Origin of the sequence: Streptomyces sp. NPDC093109 (genome assembly GCF_040701725.1) — a bacterium.
GTDB lineage: Bacteria > Actinomycetota > Actinomycetes > Streptomycetales > Streptomycetaceae > Streptomyces.
This window is the reverse complement of the sequence record NZ_JBFBEZ010000005.1, coordinates 230,296-247,183: the sequence shown is the minus strand read 5'-3', so window position 1 is coordinate 247,183 and position 16,888 is coordinate 230,296. Positions and strand designations below refer to the sequence as shown.

Below are 16,888 nucleotides of genomic sequence, written 5' to 3'. Positions count from 1 at the left end.
GAACCCGCCTGGAGTGTGCCGCCATGCCGCCCGCAGTCCCCGCCGTCCCCGCCGTCCCCACCGTGCTGCACCCGATGCCCGAACAGCCACGCCTCGTCCTGCTGAAACCGCTGGTGAAGTCGCCGCTGATCGAGGTCGGCGCGTACTCGTACTACGACGACCCCGACGACCCGACCGCGTTCGAGACACGCAATGTGCTGTACCACTACGGGCCCGAGAAGCTCGTCATCGGCAAGTTCTGCGCGCTGGGCGAAGGCGTCCGGTTCATCATGAACGGCGCCAACCACCGCATGGACGGCCCCTCCACCTTCCCGTTCCCCATCATGGGCGGCTCCTGGTCCGAACACTTCGACCTGATCTCAGGGCTCCCCGGCCGGGGCGACACCGTCGTCGGCCACGACGTCTGGTTCGGCTACCGCGCCATGGTGATGCCCGGCGTACGCATCGGACACGGCGCGGTCATCGCCTCGGGCGCCGTCGTCGTCGACGACGTCCCCGACTACGGCATCGTCGGCGGCAACCCGGCCAAGCTCATCCGCACCCGCCACAGCGCACGCGACATCGAGCGCCTGCTCACGATCGCCTGGTGGGACTGGCCCGCCGAACTCATCACCGAACACGTACGCACCATCATGGCCGGCAGCGTGGACGACCTGGAGGCCGTAGCGGCATCCCGCACCCCCTGAACCGCTGTTCCGGGGTCACTCCCCGCCGAGCATGCCCCGGAGGTACCGGGTGGCCGCGCTCAGGAACCCCTCCCGGGCCTTCTTCACCCCGTACCACCCGGGCTCGGCGCCCCCGCCCTTGTGCAGCGCCGACACCCGCTCCACCAGTACCCGGGCCTCGGCCACCGGCCCCACGCCCTCCAGCTCGATCATATTGAACGCCGCTCGGGTCACGAGATACGCCGCGTCCACGGCGGCCACCGCCGCGACCTCGTCCGGCGCCCCGTCCGGGGCCGCGAACCGCCCGTCGCTCCGGTGCCAGGCGACCTGCGACTCGGCGTCCACGGCGGAGAGAAACGCGGCGAAGGCGTCACGGCGGGCGAGATAGAGCGGGATCACAGACGCGTCGTGCATGGTCGTACTCCGTCCGGTCGGATCGAGCAGCGTAACGACGCTACCCACCGGCTGCCGCGACCGTACTCGGCGCGCTCGGCGCGCTGGGGCACGCGGGGCGCGTTCAGCAGTCCGTGCCGGACACCCCGGGGTCCGCGTACCGCACGGAACGGCGGGGCGACATCCGCCGCGCCCCGCTCGCTCCCTGCTCGTCGCCTCCGCTGCCCGTCGGACCGCATGCCGCGTCGGGGGCGCACGCCAGCTGTGGCGAGCAGGTGTCGAAAGCCGGATTGCACTCCGGATTGCACACGGGCTTCGCGCCCACGGCGGTGTGCGGAAAGGCGCGCTCCAACTCCTCGCGCGCTGCCCGCATGGGCAGGCCGTCGTAGATGGCCCGCAGGCTCTGCGTGTGCACGTTCCCAAGATTCATCCACCGGGCGAACACGCATGGCGACACCTGCCCGTCCGGTAATACGGCGAACTTCCCCCGCCCACACCGGCCACAGAGCCTGTCGACCTTGGGGAAAGCTCCCTCGGCCCCGCGCCCGAAAGGGCGGATGGTGTCTGTACGGACATCCCGGATACCGAGCCGCAGCAGTTCGTGGTGGGCGCCCTGCTGTCGCTGCTCCGCCAGTACGTGAATGACGCTGCCGCGCATCCTGATGCCGAGATCTCGGGCCGTGGCCACGTTGGCAAGCGTGCGCGCGTGCGAACCGCGCGCCTCGGTCACCTCGTCGTGGTCGGCGTCCTGATCGCTGTAGTAACTGAAGGCCAGCCGCACGCCGGGCAGTTGGAGCGCCCGCCACACCTCGTCCCGGATATGGGTCATATTGCTGAACACCTCGACGCGCATGGCGTACGTGCCCGCGTGCCGGATGAACGCGGGCAGACCGGGGTGCAGTGTCGGCTCACCGCCGATGAACTGGACGTCCCGTACGCCCATGTCGTCGAGTTCGTCGATCACCCGGAACCAGTCCGCCTCGGTCATGTCGCCGTGGTCGCCCTGCGGGGACGAATCGGCTTAGCAGTGACGGCAGTTCAGATTGCAGAAGCCGGTGATTTCCAGCCAGGCGAACTGGGGGCGGAGGGGGAGGGCGGGCATGGCTGCTCCAATGGGGGCGAGAGGTGGGTACGGTGCGGGTTACAGCCCGATGGCCTACGTCGGCTGTCCGCCGGGTGTATCCCGCTCCCGGACCTCTTCGTCGTCCTCGCCCGGGTCTGCAGGGGGCAGCCGATCGCCCCGGCGCTCGGCCACCCGCAGGGTGTCCCGCAGCGCCTCCGCGAGCCGCCGCCCCAGAAAGCGCAGCTCTTCCGGCGTCGCCTTCTCGTTGTCCAGGATCGCCGGTACGTGTTCGAGCAGCCCCAGCCCCATCTCGATCAACTCGCGCTCCACACGGTCCGCGACCCGCGACAGAAACCCGCCCGCGCGGTCCGTGCGCAGGACGCACGGCTTGCCTTCCGAGACCGTCCACGGCAGCAGGCGCGTGACGGTCTCATTGGTTGATTCCATGGACACGACCGTAGGAACGGGCCTGATACGGCTGCCATGCTGTTGCACCGAATTACACGGCGACTACCCGAGAGAGTTAATGGCGTTGTTGATCAGCGCACGGGCGGACGCACCGTAAACAGCCATCTCGGACAGCTCCGAGAAGGCATCGGCATACTGCGCGATCTCCCGAGGCTGGGTGATCGTCAGGTAGCCGGAAACCAACTCGACATTGACCTGGTCCATGTCATAGATCCAGAAGCCTTCGACGGGAAGCCGCGAGCGGTCCGGCCGCATCGGCACAACTCCCAGGCTGACATTGGGAAGCGTTCCCACATCGGTCAAGTGCTCCAGCTGCCCGAGCACCACGTCTCGGCCCCCCATGCCCGAGCGCAGAACGGACTCCTCGACGAGGAACGCGAACCGGTGGTCGCCCTCGAACAGCACGCGCTGACGTGCCATCCGAACGGACAGGGCTGCATCGACGTCATCCACCGCGACGCGTCGCCGCTGCACCGCTCGCAGTACAGCCTCGGTGTAGGCCCGTGTCTGGATCAGGCCGGGTACGAGCCACGAGGAGTAGGAACGGAACCGGCGTGTGCGCTCGTACAGCGGGCGCACCGACTCTTGAGCCTGGCGCAGGCCGGCCCGTTCCATGCGGCTGTGTTCGATGAACATGCCCTCGGCGGCGCGAAGGGACGCGACCAGATCCACTGTCTGGTCTTCCGCGCCGCACGCCTGACACCAGGCCCGGATGTCGTCGGCGGACGGGGGTGTTCGTGCGTTCTCGATGCGGGACGTCTTCGCCGTGCTCCAACCGGCGCGGCCGGCCAGCTCACGTCCGGTCAGCCCGGCATCCCTGCGCAGCTCGCCGAGACGGTCGGCGAGGGTGCGCCGGGCCTGCTGGACACTGGACGACGGGGAGGCGGACATGGTTACGGCGCGTCAGAGCGGCCGGTACTCCTCGTGCGGAATCGCCCGCTGCCACACCGATTCGAAGGACGAGGAACACAGCTTCGCCAACGCTGGATCCGTCGTGTACTCCCGTCCGTCGTCGGCCAGTTGTCCGTCCCCGGTGAAGTGGTGGAAGAGTACGGTCGCATCGTCGAAGACCCAGAAATCCACACTCGGCAGCGCGAGGCCGAGCGTCTGCCGCCTCGGCAGCCAACGGACGGATTCGCCCGCTACGACGTTCATGAAGGTGCCGTCGTACTCGTAGCGGACGTAGTCGCTGATCGGCTCGGACACAATGCGGGCTCGCCGGATCACAACACCTCGGGCGGTCGCGTCAGTGACTACGTCCAGCCAGGATCGCCACCACGAGGCCGGATCGCCGGGGTCGTGACGTTTGCCTTCCTGCCATGCGATGAAGTCGGGGTCATCGCGCATATAGCTGTCGCGCATCTCCAGATGCACCGCTGACCGTCGAGCCGCGGCCAGGGCTTCACGTGCGGGGGCTTGCACTTCCCGTGGCTCCGTCCGGTCGCGGGATGAACTGCAACATGTTGGCGGGTAGGCGGATCACGGTCTCGTGCGGCGGGATGTCGGTGGTGTGTCCCGGAACCGAGCCGACTGCCTGTGCCTCACGGATCGTCGCCTCGTCAGCCTTCCACGACTGAATGATCAAGTCGCCGGTGGCCTCGTCGAGCCAGATGGTCGGCGATTCGTCGCTGGGCGTGTTCGGCCAGATTCCCAGAAACCTCAGAGCCATGACTACCTCCACAGTCGCGTGAACTACTCACCGTCGCAAGACGATCACGGATCCGGCCTGTCGGTGTCAAGTCGCCTGCTGGCGGCGGACGATGGGGAAGCGACGAGTGGGTTGGGACCTGTCGGGCGGAGTGTCAGAGCTTGTAGTCCTCGTACCCCGCTTTCTGCGTGCTCAGTTCCGCGCGTGACATCAGCATCGCGCCGCGCGGGCCGCGCTCCGGCCCTGGCCGTAGAGCCCGGCGTGCTGATTACTGGGGTCGGCAGCGTTCGCCTGTTCGCCAGTTCGTGGTGGCGGCGGCGATGACGATGCCCAGTCTGTCCCGGGCGCGCACGAGATCGCCGATCCTGCTGTCGATGCGGTCGTGTTCCGCCGAAAGGCGGGCGAGCAGCTCTGGCGTGGCCTCGCCGTTCACGACGCACGGCAGTAGTTCCGCGATCGACTTGCTCGGTAGTCCGGCGGCGTACAGCTGCTGGATCAGATGGACACGGTCGACCGCGCTGTCCGGGTACTGCCGCTGGCCGCTGGGGCTGCGTTCCGAGGCGAGCAGGTTCTGTTCCTCGTAGTAGCGCAGCGCCCGAACGCTGACGCTTGTCCTGGTGGCGAGCTCACCGATACGCATCATGTCTCTCCGGTTGAGCCGGACAACACTTCTTGCCTCTGACGTCAGCGTCAGGTTTTAGTGTATCCCGCGACGGCTCATTCCCTCCGCCGAGGCGAAGGACGAGACCGTGACCAGCCTGTTCGACAGCTTCGACAGCTTCGACAGCTTCGACAGCTTCGACAGGCTTCTGCATCGGAAACGCGAAGGAAGGACTGCCCATGACTGCATCAGACCCGGCGGCCACGGACGTGGCCGTCACCGCTCCCGCCCCCATCGTCTCGGTGAAGCCAGTAGTGCTGGAGGTACCGGGCCGTGGCGAGGGCCTGCAAGTGAGAGTCTCCGCGCCCACAGCCGGGAGCGGACTGCCGGTCATCGTGTTCTCGCACGGTTTCGGGTCGTCGTTGAACGGCTACGGTCCGCTGGCCGACTACTGGGCCGCTCACGGTTTCGCGGTGATTCAGCCCACCCATCTCGACTCCAGGACCGTGGGACTTTCCCAGGACGATCCCCGCAGACCGCGGCTCTGGCGCTTCCGCGTCCAGGACATGAAGCACATCCTGGACCACCTTGATCTGCTGGAGGCCGCCGTTCCCGGTCTCGGCGGGCGCCTGGACCGAAGCCGTATTGCCGCGGCCGGACACTCCTTCGGCGGCCAGACAGCGGGCAATCTGCTGGGTCTGCGCGTCCTCGATCCGGTGAGCGAGAACGCGGAAGACTTGTCCGACTCGCGGATCAAGGCGGGCCTGCTGCTTGCTACGGCCGGCAGGGGCGGCGCCGATCTGACGCCCTTCGCGGCCGAGAACTTGCCGTGGCTGAGGGGGCCGGACTTCGCGCACATGACCACGCCGACCCTTGTGGTCGTGGGGGACAAGGACGACTCGCCGCTGTCCGTCAGAGGGCCGGAGTGGCTCGCCGACCCGTACCACCTGAGCCCGGGGCGCAAGAGCCTGCTCACTCTGTTCGGTGCGGAGCACTCCCTCGGCGGGATCGCCGGCTACGAAGTCCGGGAGACGACGGACGAGAACCCCGAGCGCGTGGCCCTTGTCCAACGGGTCACTCTGGCCTACCTCCGCCACGCACTCGGCATTGACGACGCCGACTGGACGGCAGTGCGGAAGGCTCTGTCGGAGAGCGTCGCGCCCCTGGGGCGGATCGACTCCAAGTGAGGTCCTGAGGGCGGGCCCGGTCGTGGGTGACGTGCGGTCGTGGGTGGCGCGCGGCGTCCACCGCCCGGTGCGTGCGCCACGCCGCCCGGCGGCCCACGTCGCCCGGCGGCCCGGTCCGGCCGGTTCCCGTACGAGAACCGGCCGGACCGGGGTCCCGTCGTGTCAGACCGGCAGGCCCGGGGCCGGGTACGCCGTCAGGAGGGCGGCCACCTCGGCGCGGAGCTTGAGGAGCGCGTCCTCGTCGCCCGTCCTCGCCGCAGTGATGCCCCGGTCGAGCCACTCCGCGACCGTCGTCATGTGCTCCGTACCCAGGCCGCGTGAGGTGAGGGACGGGGTGCCGATGCGGATGCCGGAGGGGTCGAAGGGCTTCCTGGGGTCGTACGGGACGGTGTTGTAGTTGACGACGATGCCCGCACGGTCGAGGGCCTTCGCCGCGGTCTTGCCCGGGACGTCCTTCGCGGTGAGGTCGATCAGGATCAGGTGGTTGTCGGTGCCGCCGGAGACCAGGTCGTAGCCGCGGGCCCGCAGCGCGTCGGCCAGGGCGGCGGCGTTCGCGACGACCGCGTGGGCGTAGTCGCGGAACGACGGCTGGGCCGCCTCGCGCAGGGCGACGGCGATGGCGGCGGTGGTCTGGTTGTGCGGGCCGCCCTGGAGACCGGGGAAGACGGCCTTGTCGAGGGCCTTGGCGTGCTCCGCGCGCGACATCAGCATCGCGCCGCGCGGACCGCGCAGGGTCTTGTGCGTGGTCGTCGAGACGACGTCCGCGTACGGGACGGGCGAGGGGTGCGCGCCGCCCGCGATCAGGCCGGCGATATGCGCGATGTCGGCGACCAGCACGGCGCCGGACTCCCGGGCGATCTCCGCGAAGCCCGCGAAGTCGATCGTCCGGGGGAGAGCCGTACCGCCACAGAAGATGATCTTCGGCCGCTCCTTGAGCGCCAGGTCGCGCACCTCGTCGAGATCGACCCGGCCGTTGTCCGCGCGTACGCCGTACTGGACGCCCCGGAACCACGACCCCGTCGCCGAGACGCTCCAGCCGTGGGTGAGATGGCCGCCCATCGGCAGCGCCATGCCCATGACCGTATCGCCGGGCCGGGCGAAGGCGAGATAGACGGCGAGGTTCGCCGGGGAGCCGGAGTACGGCTGCACATTGGCGTGTTCGACGCCGAAGACGGCCTTGGCGCGGGCCACCGCGAGCAGTTCGACCTGGTCGATGATCTGCTGGCCCTCGTAGTAGCGGCGGCCCGGGTAGCCCTCGCTGTACTTGTTCTGGAGGACGGTGCCGGACGCCTCCAGCACCGCGCTCGACGCGTAGTTCTCGCTCGGGATGAGCCGCAGCGTGTCGGACTGGAGCCGCTCCTCCGCCCCGATCAGCACCGCCAGCTCGGGGTCGGCGGCCGACAGGGCGGGATGGTGGTTCACGGCGTGGTTGACGGCGTGGTTCACGGTGTGGTGCTCAGCGGGGGTGGGCGTTGTCGTCATGTGAGGCCTCCGGGGCGATCCGTTGGTCGGTCGTCGTCCCGTCCCGGGTGCCCGGCAGACCTGCCCCGCCGCGCACCCGTACGGGACATGTCCCGTAGGTGCCCAGGCGGGCGGCACCCCGTGTGCTCGGCCCGCGCGGCTCCCCCGGGGTCACTTCCCCGTGCGCCAGTCGCCGCGCGTCCCGGCCAGCATAGCCCCGGGGGCACCGCTCCGTGCTGACCCGGGGCTGTGCGATCAGGGCTGTACGGACTCCGAGACCGGCCCTTTCCGGCGCTCGTAGCCAGCCAGGTACTCGTCCAGGATCTGACCGCGCAGCTCGCGCTCGACGGCCAGAGTGATGAACGCGGAGAATTCACGCTTGCCGACGCGCCGGCGGATCGCCTCCGCCGTGCCCTCCGGCAGGGAGAGGCTGACTCTGGTCGCGGGGCCTTCTCCGACGCTGTACGGAGAGGGAGAATCACTCATGGGGTGACTTTATTGAACAAGTAGGAAAGCTGGCCCATGGGTGATTCCCCCTCTCGGGCGGGTGCTTGTCCCGCCCCCGCGGCGGCACGCCCCCCGTGTCGCGGCTACGGGATGTCCACCCACACCGCCTCCGACGGCGTCCCCTTGTCGTCCGTCACGAAGAGCATGTACCAGCCCGCCGGGACCAGCGCCGTGTTCTTCGGGACCGTGATCTCGATCCCGTCCTTCGTCTTCTTCAGGTCCAGCGCGATCGAGCGCTGCTCCACGTCCGTGACATGGGTGACCGCGCTCGGGCGCATCAGCTTCGCCGTCTTGATCGAGGCCGGGTCCGCCGTCTTGAAGACGGCCGTTCCGCCGCGCTCGATCTCCTTGGGGCCGCCGGTGAGTTCGGGACGGGAGTCGCGGTAGAGGTACGGCGGGGTGTAGATCTCGATGCGCTGCTCGAAGACGCCCGGCTTGGTGTTGGCCTTGTCCGCGTAGAGGGAGTCCGAGCCGAAGATCATGACGCGGCCGTCGGGCAGCAGGACGGAGCCCGAGTGGTAGTTGCGGCCCACCGCCGGGTCCGCGAGGCGGGTGTACGTACCGGACACCGGATCGTACGTACGGGCCTGGAGGACGTTGGAGCCGCCACGCCCCCGGTAGTCCTCGGAGCCGCCGGTGACCAGGACCGTGTCGTCCGGCATCAGGGAGGCGCTCGGGTAGCGGGTGCCCTTGTCGAGGCTCGGGCCGTCCTTGAAGCGGGGATCGGGATCTCTGAGGTCGACCAGCCGGGACTTCTCGCTGGACTTCTTGGACTCGCCGACCCCGCCGCCGCCGATGACCATGAACTTCTGGTCCTGCGCGGGCGGCAGCATGACCGTCGCGGAGGTCTCCATCTCGTCGGGGTCGCTCAGCCCGGGGATCTTGCTGAACTTGTTCGTCTCCAGATCCCAGACGCCGGGATCGCGGCCGACGTCGGCGGGACCGTACCCCGCGTTGGACCCGCTGTAGAAGAGCTTGCCGCTGTCCAGCAGGAAGACCGCCGGGTACGTGGGGAACTTGCGGATGATCCCGGTGTACTCCCAGCTCCGGGTCTTCGGATCGTAGATCTCGTCCTTGCCGGGCACGATCTGGCCGATCTCGTCCAGGCCGGACATCGCCAGGACCTTGCCGTCCTTGAGCGTGGTGAGCGTCGGGTACCAGCGCGCCTCGTTCATCGGGTCGACGGTGATGTACTTCTCCGCGACCGGGTCGAACTCGTACGCCTCCTTGATGCCCTGGAAGTCCTTCTTGTCCAGCGCCAGCTTCTGGGCGATGCCGTACACGTTGCGGGCGTCGGAGCCCTTCATGCCCTGCACCCGGTAGTTGTCCTCGGTACCGGTCTCGTACTTCGCGCCGGACTCCCGCGCCTCGACGTAGATACGGCCGAGACCGGCCTCCGTCCGCAGGAACTCACCCGTGTCCGGGTCGAAGACCTTCTTCGCCTTCTCGACCAGGACCGGGTCCTTGGAGACGAACGTCTTGCCGTTCTTCTTGCCGGTGAAGACCGTGCCGGCCGGGAGCGTGATCGGCTTGTCGGGGTCCTCGTTGTGGACGACCATCAGGCCGCCGGCCTTGGTGATGTCGCCCTTGAGCTTCTCGTACCGCTTCGTACCGCCCGCCACCAGCAGGTTTCCGTCGGGCAGCTGGGTGTGCCCGGAGCAGAACATGTCTTTGGGGGTGGGGATCATCTTGTACGTGTTCTTCGCCGGATCCCAGAGCACGGACTCGAACTTGCCCGCGTCGAAGTTCTTCTGGTTGTTCCCGGAGCCGGCTATCAGCAGCACCTTGCCGGTGTGCAGCAGCGAGGCGTGGATTGAGTTGATCTTGAACTCGGCCGGGACGTCGAGGAAGTCCCAGTGGCCGTTCGCCGCCTTGTAGTCGGCCCGGTTGATCTTGTACTCGTGGTACTGCTGCGAGCTGAACCGGTAGAGGGCGGGTCCGTTGAACCCGGCAACCGCGACCACGACGGCGGCGCCTATCGCTATGCGCCGTGCGCGGTTCTTGCGGTGGTTCTGTTGCCGGACGGGAATCGCACTCATTTCTTACGTCCCCCAAGGGAAATCTGTGCGGACGTCGGTGTGGACGTCTGTGCCTGTGTCTGCGCCTGTGTTGTCTGCGCCTGTGTTGTCTGTGCCTGTGTCTGATCGGTGGTGACCGGGAGCGGCGCGGTGTGTGGGAGCGGTCCGGTACCTGCCGGTGCCGGCCGGGCCGCGTGCTGTCCCGTCGGCCGTGCCCGCCGCTTCTTCTTCTCCTCGCGCATGCCGAGCCGCCACGCGATGATCGGCGCCGCCGTGATCAGCATGGCGAGCGACGCCCAGATGACCATCGCCGGGTGGGAGTGCCCGTTGAAGAACGACGCGACGATCGACCCGCCGAAGATCACGATGAAGAAGAGATGGATCCGGAACGTGCCGGAAAGCGTGTCCGGGCTGGACGAGTCGCCCTTCGGCGTCACCACGAACTTGCTCTTGCGGTTCAGTACGGCGTCCATCAGCGACCGCGCGTAGAGCGGCGCCGACATCGCGGACATCGCCATCCCCGCCAGCCCGCCGGAGCCCTCGGGCTCGTGCGGCGAGACGTTGTGGCGGCGGTTCCAGATGTAGAGGCCGATCTGGAGGGCGGAGGCGTTCCCGTACAGCATCATCCAGATCGTTGGGTCGATCTGCACACCCGAGGCGCCCATGCCCAGGAACAGCGCGCAGCTCAGGGCGGCCAGAATCCAGTTGAGGGCGGACATCGGGTAGAAGATGATCATCATCGTGTAGTTGAAGAGCTTGCCCGGGGGGAGCGTGGTGAAGCCGCGCCAGTACTGCCGGAGGATCGTGTCGTACGTACCGCGCGACCAGCGCAGCTGCTGCGTGAAGAAGTCCGTCCAGGCGGTGGGGCCCTCGCCGACGGCCAGCACGTCCGGGGTGTAGACCGAACGCCACTTGCGGCCGGTGGCCGGGTTCTTGTGGCGGTGGATCTCGAAGCCGGTGGCCATGTCCTCGGTGATCGAGTCGTACAGCCCGCCGATCTGCTGGAGCGCCTTGATCCGGACGGCGTTGCTCGTACCGACGAACATGGGCGCGCCGTAGCGGTTGCCCGCGCGCTGGATCAGCGCGTGGAAGAGGAACTGCTGCGACTCGGCGGCCTTCGTGACGAACGTGTCGTAGTTGCCGTAGACCTGGGGGCCGATGACGAAGCCGACGTCGGGGTCGCGGAAGTAGCCGAGCATCCGCTCCAGGTAGTTGGGCATCGGGATGTGGTCGGTGTCGACGGAGGCGAAGTAGTCGTAGTTGTCGCCCTGCGCGTCGAGCCAGGCGTTGTAGTTGCCGTGCTTGGTCTTGGCGCGGTGCGGGCCCTTGACCTGGTTCCACTTGTCGATGCCCTTGCGGGAGAAGTGGTGGACGCCGAGGCGGGCGCAGACCTCCTTGACGGCCGGGTCGTTGCCCTCGTCCAGCAGCCAGACGTGCATCAGCCCGCGGTGCCGGATCTTGACCGCGGCCTCCAGCGTCTTCGTCACCATCTCCAGGGGCTCCTTGCCCGGGACGAAGGAGGTGAGGAAGGCCACCCGGGTGTCGGGCTCGGGGATGACCGGGATGGGGTCGCGGGCCACCAGTGTCGCGTGCGCGTTCGACAGTACGTTCAGTGTTCGGAACAGCTCGATCAGACCGATCGAGACGAGCATCACGATGTCGAGGACGAGCAGCGTGTCGTTCTGGAGGTTGGGGTCGCGCTCGGTCCAGTGCTGCGGCTGCATCAGCCAGACGAAGAGCCCGAGCGAGAGCAGTGGCGCGGCGCCGAGCAGCAGCGCCGCTCTGACGCGGTGCGGCTCCTGGGAGAGGAGCGAGCGGTACTGGACCCGGTACGGCTTCGCCGGGTCGGGGCGGGTCAGCGGTCCCGCGAGCCGGCTGTAGTGCTCGTAGTCGTACCGGGGCAGTTCGGCCTTCTTCGGCCGTGCTCGCGATCCGCCCCTTCTGAGCTGCGAGGGAAGCCTGAGCTGAGTGGTCCGGGAAACGTCGTTGTCCTGCGGGTCGCCGTCCGGCGTCGACGCCATGAGTCCATCCCCCCGCACGCACTTCGCTGCGTGTCTGGTCGATCGGTTCGTCCGTCCGGGCTGGTCCCCCTCGACCATCGCTCCGGACGCGTCCATTACGTCCCCCGTCCGGAGTGGACAGGAAACAGCGGCCGTCCGGTTGCGTGCAGACCTGTGACGGCGGCCACGCGTTGGTACGGAAGTCCCCCTGCCCCGACGGGCCTCGCCGCCGGACCATCTCCTCGTACCGTGTCCGCGTCCAAGTGTTCGGAACCGTTCGGACCGCATAACCCATTGGAGTCAATGAGTTCAGGATAGGTTGTCCGACCCCCGGCGTGATCGCAAGGAAGAAAAAGGCCGAATGTCGGTCATTTGGGCGATTTGAGCGCCTGGTGTGACGGATGTGTGATGGATGTGGTGGCGACCATGCGCCACGGTTCACGGGTTTCAACGCGTGAAGAGGCGTGGGGCGGCCGGAGGCGGTCGGCAATGAACGGTGGAAACGAGCGAAGCCCCCTCACCTGAGGCGAGGGGGCTTCACTGTGCGTGCGCCGCCAGGGACTCGAACCCCGGACCCGCTGATTAAGAGTCAGCTGCTCTAACCAACTGAGCTAGCGGCGCCTGCTGACCTGGAGAACTCTACCCGATCGCGGTAGATGGCTCCGACCATTTGATGGGTGTTGCGGCCTGTCGGATTGTCCTTTCTTACCTTTGATCCGTCAAAATGCGAATTGTGTGGACAGTTGAGACACTGACGCCCGTGCCATCGCGCCCAAAGATCTTGATGAGTGTGGAGGGGATCGCATGACCGTCCCGGTCTTCGAGGAGTACGAGCCCGCCCTCGACTGCCCCTGCGCGGGGTGCGCCGAGCGGCGTCGGGATCTGGCCAGAGGGCTGCCGGTGCGCGCGGGCGGCCACCCGGCCGCCCACGGCGTGCGCCGGGCGCTCGTCCTGGCGACCGCCGCCGGGGTCGCGCTCGGTACGCCGGGGATCGGGGCCGACGCGGCGCGCGCGGCCGGTTCTCAGGCGGGCCCGCCGACGGGCGCACCGGCCGGAACGTCCCAGCCGGACGTGGTGGCCCAGCCGGCCCCGGTGTCGCAGCTGGCGCCGGTGTCGCAGCCGGCGCCGGTTTCGCTTCCCGCCGCTCCCGACCCGGACACCCCGCAGGGTGGCAGCGGCCCGCTCCACGGCCGCCCGCTGCCCGGCCCCGGCTCGGGTTCCGGCGCGCCGTCCGGGCAGCTGCGCAAGTCCACCCGGGCCGACATCATCAACCGCGCCAAGCTGTGGGTGGACGCGCAGGTGCCGTACAGCATGGAGAAGTACTGGTCGGACGGGTACCGCCAGGACTGCTCCGGCTATGTCTCGATGGCCTGGAACCTCGGGAGCAACGAATGGACGGGCAGCCTCGCCGAGTACGGGGTGAGGATCGACCGGGAGGAGCTCCAGCCCGGCGACATGCTGCTCTTCCACAACCCCGCCGACCCCAACAAGGGCTCGCACGTCACGATCTTCGGCGGCTGGACCGACTACACGCACGCGTCGTACGTCGCGTACGAGCAGACCAAGCCGTACACGCGTACGCAGGCCACGCCCATGGCGTACTGGAACAACTCCAGCCGCTACGTGCCGTACCGCTACAAGGGGCTGACCGGGGACGGCGACGGCAAGGGCCCGGACACCGGCACCGGTACGGGTACGCCCGCCGGCACCGGCACCGGCGCGTCGGCCACGTACCCGGGGGCGGCGGCCTTCGGCCCCGGCGCGCACAACAAGTACGTCACGCAGCTCGGCCGGATGCTGGTCGAGCGCGGCGGCCGGCGCTTCTACAGCCACGGCCCCGGGCCGCGCTGGGGCGAGGCGGACCGCCGGGCCACCCAGGCGTTCCAGCTCGCGCAGGGCTGGCGCGGTGCGGAGGCTGACGGACTGCCGGGCCCGGCGACCTGGCGGTATCTGGTGAAGGGCCTGGGGAGGGACATCCCGCCGGCGGGCGCGGGGGTCGCACCCGCGGCCGGCCCCGGATCCGCCTACGGCGCGCAGGGCGGCGGCGACGGTACGCAGACGCGCCCCGTACGTCCTGCGCACCCGGTGCGCCCCGCGAGCGCTGTGAGCGCCGTGAGCGCCGTGAGCGCCGGGGCGAACGCGTCGGCCTTCCCCGGCCCCGGGCACTTCCGGCCGGGCCGCTCCAGCGCGTACGTCGCCGAACTCGGCCGGCAGCTCGTACGCAAGGGCTTCGGCAAGCACTACGTCTCGGGCCCGGGAACGCGGTGGACCGAGGCGGACCGGCGCAATGTCGAGGCGTTCCAACGCGCGCAGGGCTGGCGCGGCGCGGAGGCCGACGGTTACCCCGGCCCGCAGACCTGGCGGCGACTCTTCGCATGACGGAGGCAAGGATGACGACGACGACCTCGCAATCGAACGACGACGGGCCCGACCTGAGGGGCGTGTTCGTCGTACGGCCCGAATCGTCCCCGGCGGACGCCGGGTACGGCGTGCTGGTGCGGGATCCGGCGCCGGAGGTGACGAACACGGCCGAGGCGCCCGAGCCGGCCGCCGAGGCCGATGCCGCGGTGGAGGCCGCGGTGGATGCCGCGGTGGAGGCGGCGGCAGCCGTCGAGGCAGCCCACGACGTGGCGGCCGAGCCCGCTGTCGAGCTCGCTTCCGTCCCCGCTTCCGTCCCCGCTGTCCCCATCGCCCCCTCTAACCTCACGACCCCCACCACCCCCTCTGCCCCCTCCATGCCTCAACTGCCCCGCTGGAACCCGCTCATCGTGGGGGAGGCCACCCAGGAGATCCCCGTCCATCTCCTCTTCCGCGACGAGGCCGACGCCCTCGAAGCGGCCGGCGGCCCCGCCCGGTCCACCGTCATCGGGCGGCGCCGGGGCACCGGCGAGCTGCCCCGGGTGCGCGAGTGGGTACGGGCGCCCGCACCCGCGCCCGTACGGCCGCCGCGCGCCGCGCCGCCCTGCGATCCGCGGCTGGCCGAGCGGCCGGGACCGGCGCTGCCCGGCTGGGCCGCCGTGCTGACCGGGTCCGCCGCGCTGCTCGGTTGCGCGGCGGCGGTGTGGTGGGCGGGGGCACTGCCGGCGGCGGTGACCGACGCGTTCCGGCTGCCGTCGCGGCCGTACCGCGGGCCCGGTTCCGGTGCCGGCGCCGGTGTCGGGGCCGGGCTCTGGCTCCTGCTCGCGGTCGGCCTGACGGTCGCGCTCCTCGCCTTCGGCGGGCTGGGCCGCGGCCGGGTCGGCCAGGCGTGGGTGCTGACGCTCTTCGGCGACTACCGGGGGAGCGTGCGCCGTACGGGACTGCTCTGGATGAGCCCCCTGCTGCTGCGCCGGGGCGTGGACGTACGGCTGCGGCACTGGCGCAGCGAGCCGATGCCGGCGGTCGACTCGAACGGCACCGCGCTGCGCGTCGTCGTGCTGGTGGTCTGGCGGGTCAGGGACACCGTGCGCGCGGCCCTCGGCGTCCAGGACCACGAGGAGTATCTGCGGGAGCAGGTGGAGGCGGCGATGGCGCGGGTGCTCTCGCAGCTGCCCGCCGACGCGTTCCACGACGAGGCGCCGACGCTGCGCGACGCCGAGGCGGTGGGCGACGCGCTGACGCGGCTGCTGTCGGCGGAGTGTCTGCCGGTGGGCATCGACGTATTCTCCGCGCAGCCGACCCGGATCGAGTACGCCCCGGAGATCGCCGCGGCCATGCAGCGCAGCCGGATCGCGGCGATCGACGCCAAGCACCGGGACAGTGTGCTGACCTCGGTGGTGGACGCGGTGGACGACACGGTCGGCAGGCTGACCTCGCGCGGGCTGGTCGAACTGGACGACTACGAGCGCAAGGCGCTGGTCAAGGACCTCACCGTCGCGTTCTACACGGGCCGGCAGGGGGCCGGCGAGAGGCTGTGAGCCACCCCGGGGCCGGCGCGCCCGGTATGCCCCGGTACGCCGGAGACGTGTGAACCCCGGGTGAACCCCGGGGTTCCTGGGTCGGTAACAAGCCATATTTATTGGGGAGTTCGGCGTCGTAGGGGTTTGCCCGTAGTGGATTGTGGGGGACCATTCCGGCGACGGTCACCGCGCGTAGAGCCTTGCGGCGACTGCATAGTTCGCGCCTCCATCCCCCTACACCTCTCCTGTGCGTCCCCCACCGCGTCCCCACGCGTCCCCCCACTTCCGCCCGGAGGTTTTCCGTCATGCGCCGAAGCCTGTCGCTCTCCCTCATATCCGCGGCACTCGCGCTCCCCGCCGTCCTGCTGGCCACCACTCAGGCCCATGCGGCTCCTGCCGACAAGACGCAGGTGCTCAGCAGCTGGACCCAGACCAGTGCCGCCAGTTACAACGCCTGGGCGGCTGCTCGGGCGAACCCGGGCGCGTGGTCGGCGTACGGGTTCGACTGGTCCACCGACTACTGCTCGATGTCCCCCGACAACCCCTTCGGCTTCCCCTTCAAGAACTCCTGCGCCCGCCATGACTTCGGCTACCGCAACTACAAGGCGGCCGGCACGTTCAGCGCCAACAAGGCCCGGCTCGACTCGGCCTTCTACGAGGACCTGAAGCGCGTGTGCGCCGGGTACTCGGGTGCGACGAAGGTCTCGTGCAACAGCACGGCGTGGACGTACTACAAGGCGGTCGACGTCTTCGGGGTCGCCCCGGCGAACGGGACGCCCGCGTAGATCTCCGCGTAAACGGGACGCCCGCGTAAACGGGACCCCGGCACAAGAAGTGAGGCCCCTCGCTCTCACGAGGGGCCTCACTCTGTCGGTGCGCCGCCAGGGACTCGAACCCCGGACCCGCTGATTAAGAGTCAGCTGCTCTAACCAACTGAGCTAGCGGCGCCTGCTGACTCGAAAATAATACCCGCTGTTCCGGGGTGCTCCGGACCAGCGC

At 69.3% G+C, this 16,888-nt stretch carries 15 protein-coding genes, 2 tRNA genes and 2 pseudogenes; 5 read left to right on the top strand and 14 right to left on the bottom strand.

The features are described from left to right. Positions 1-23 precede the first annotated feature (23 nt). Entirely contained in the window at positions 24-686 is a 663-nt protein-coding gene (locus AB0389_RS08125) for a CatB-related O-acetyltransferase (protein ID WP_366394482.1), read from the top strand. Positions 687-701: 15 nt separating this feature from the next. Here the strand turns inward: AB0389_RS08125 and AB0389_RS08120 are convergent, their stop codons facing one another. The 8 genes and pseudogenes from AB0389_RS08120 to AB0389_RS08085 all read right to left on the bottom strand — a co-directional run bounded on the left by AB0389_RS08120 (position 702) and on the right by AB0389_RS08085 (position 4,877). After that, a complete protein-coding gene (locus AB0389_RS08120; protein ID WP_366394481.1) occupies positions 702-1,079 on the bottom strand; it encodes a hypothetical protein in 378 nt (125 codons plus the stop codon). A gap of 103 nt (positions 1,080-1,182) precedes the next feature. Continuing rightward, positions 1,183-1,716, bottom strand: coding sequence for an SPASM domain-containing protein (locus AB0389_RS08115; RefSeq protein ID WP_366394516.1), 534 nt, complete (start codon positions 1,714-1,716; stop codon positions 1,183-1,185). A gap of 9 nt (positions 1,717-1,725) precedes the next feature. After that, positions 1,726-2,052, bottom strand: a pseudogene (locus tag AB0389_RS08110) (radical SAM protein); the annotation flags it as partial. A gap of 162 nt (positions 2,053-2,214) precedes the next feature. Beyond that, complete coding sequence (locus AB0389_RS08105) at positions 2,215-2,568, bottom strand: hypothetical protein (protein ID WP_366394480.1); 354 nt, start codon at positions 2,566-2,568, stop codon at positions 2,215-2,217. A gap of 63 nt (positions 2,569-2,631) precedes the next feature. Then, the gene (locus tag AB0389_RS08100) at positions 2,632-3,480 is read right to left on the bottom strand and encodes a helix-turn-helix transcriptional regulator (RefSeq protein WP_366394479.1); all 849 of its coding nucleotides are present in this window, start codon (positions 3,478-3,480) and stop codon (positions 2,632-2,634) included. A gap of 12 nt (positions 3,481-3,492) precedes the next feature. Continuing rightward, positions 3,493-4,011, bottom strand: a complete 519-nt coding sequence (locus AB0389_RS08095; RefSeq protein WP_366394478.1) for a DUF6879 family protein — start codon at positions 4,009-4,011, stop codon at positions 3,493-3,495. Continuing rightward, a complete protein-coding gene (locus tag AB0389_RS08090) occupies positions 3,992-4,258 on the bottom strand; it encodes a hypothetical protein (protein ID WP_366394477.1) in 267 nt (88 codons plus the stop codon). Before AB0389_RS08090 ends, AB0389_RS08095 begins: the two co-directional genes overlap by 20 nt. A gap of 247 nt (positions 4,259-4,505) precedes the next feature. Then, positions 4,506-4,877: a MerR family transcriptional regulator gene (locus tag AB0389_RS08085; protein ID WP_366394476.1), complete on the bottom strand. Its 372-nt coding sequence runs from the start codon at positions 4,875-4,877 to the stop codon at positions 4,506-4,508. A gap of 200 nt (positions 4,878-5,077) precedes the next feature. Between AB0389_RS08085 and AB0389_RS08080 the strand changes: the two genes are divergently transcribed. Next, entirely contained in the window at positions 5,078-6,025 is a 948-nt protein-coding gene (locus AB0389_RS08080) for a chlorophyllase (protein ID WP_366394475.1), read from the top strand. A gap of 162 nt (positions 6,026-6,187) precedes the next feature. Here AB0389_RS08080 and glyA read toward each other — a convergent pair whose 3' ends face one another. From glyA to AB0389_RS08055, 5 genes and pseudogenes are all read right to left on the bottom strand, one after another. Continuing rightward, entirely contained in the window at positions 6,188-7,507 is a 1,320-nt protein-coding gene (glyA, locus tag AB0389_RS08075) for a serine hydroxymethyltransferase (RefSeq protein WP_366394474.1), read from the bottom strand. A gap of 249 nt (positions 7,508-7,756) precedes the next feature. Further along, positions 7,757-7,972 (bottom strand): annotated as a pseudogene (locus tag AB0389_RS08070) (hypothetical protein); the annotation flags it as partial. A 104-nt stretch (positions 7,973-8,076) separates the two neighbouring features. Beyond that, complete coding sequence (locus tag AB0389_RS08065) at positions 8,077-10,032, bottom strand: galactose oxidase-like domain-containing protein (protein WP_366394473.1); 1,956 nt, start codon at positions 10,030-10,032, stop codon at positions 8,077-8,079. Beyond that, entirely contained in the window at positions 10,029-12,032 is a 2,004-nt protein-coding gene (locus AB0389_RS08060) for a glycosyltransferase family 2 protein (RefSeq protein ID WP_366394472.1), read from the bottom strand. The genes AB0389_RS08065 and AB0389_RS08060 overlap by 4 nt, the downstream gene beginning before the upstream one ends. Positions 12,033-12,558: 526 nt before the next feature. Beyond that, positions 12,559-12,632: transfer RNA gene (locus AB0389_RS08055), tRNA-Lys, on the bottom strand. Positions 12,633-12,815: 183 nt separating this feature from the next. Between AB0389_RS08055 and AB0389_RS08050 the strand changes: the two genes are divergently transcribed. The 3 genes from AB0389_RS08050 to AB0389_RS08040 all read left to right on the top strand — a co-directional run bounded on the left by AB0389_RS08050 (position 12,816) and on the right by AB0389_RS08040 (position 16,674). After that, complete coding sequence (locus AB0389_RS08050) at positions 12,816-14,390, top strand: peptidoglycan-binding protein (RefSeq protein WP_366394471.1); 1,575 nt, start codon at positions 12,816-12,818, stop codon at positions 14,388-14,390. 11 nt (positions 14,391-14,401) lie between these two features. Then, positions 14,402-15,907: an SPFH domain-containing protein gene (locus tag AB0389_RS08045; protein ID WP_366394470.1), complete on the top strand. Its 1,506-nt coding sequence runs from the start codon at positions 14,402-14,404 to the stop codon at positions 15,905-15,907. 287 nt (positions 15,908-16,194) lie between these two features. Then, positions 16,195-16,674: a phospholipase gene (locus tag AB0389_RS08040; protein ID WP_366394469.1), complete on the top strand. Its 480-nt coding sequence runs from the start codon at positions 16,195-16,197 to the stop codon at positions 16,672-16,674. A gap of 89 nt (positions 16,675-16,763) precedes the next feature. On the opposite strand, the gene AB0389_RS08035 is transcribed toward AB0389_RS08040, so the two are convergent. Then, a tRNA-Lys gene (locus AB0389_RS08035) sits at positions 16,764-16,837 on the bottom strand. Positions 16,838-16,888 lie beyond the last annotated feature (51 nt).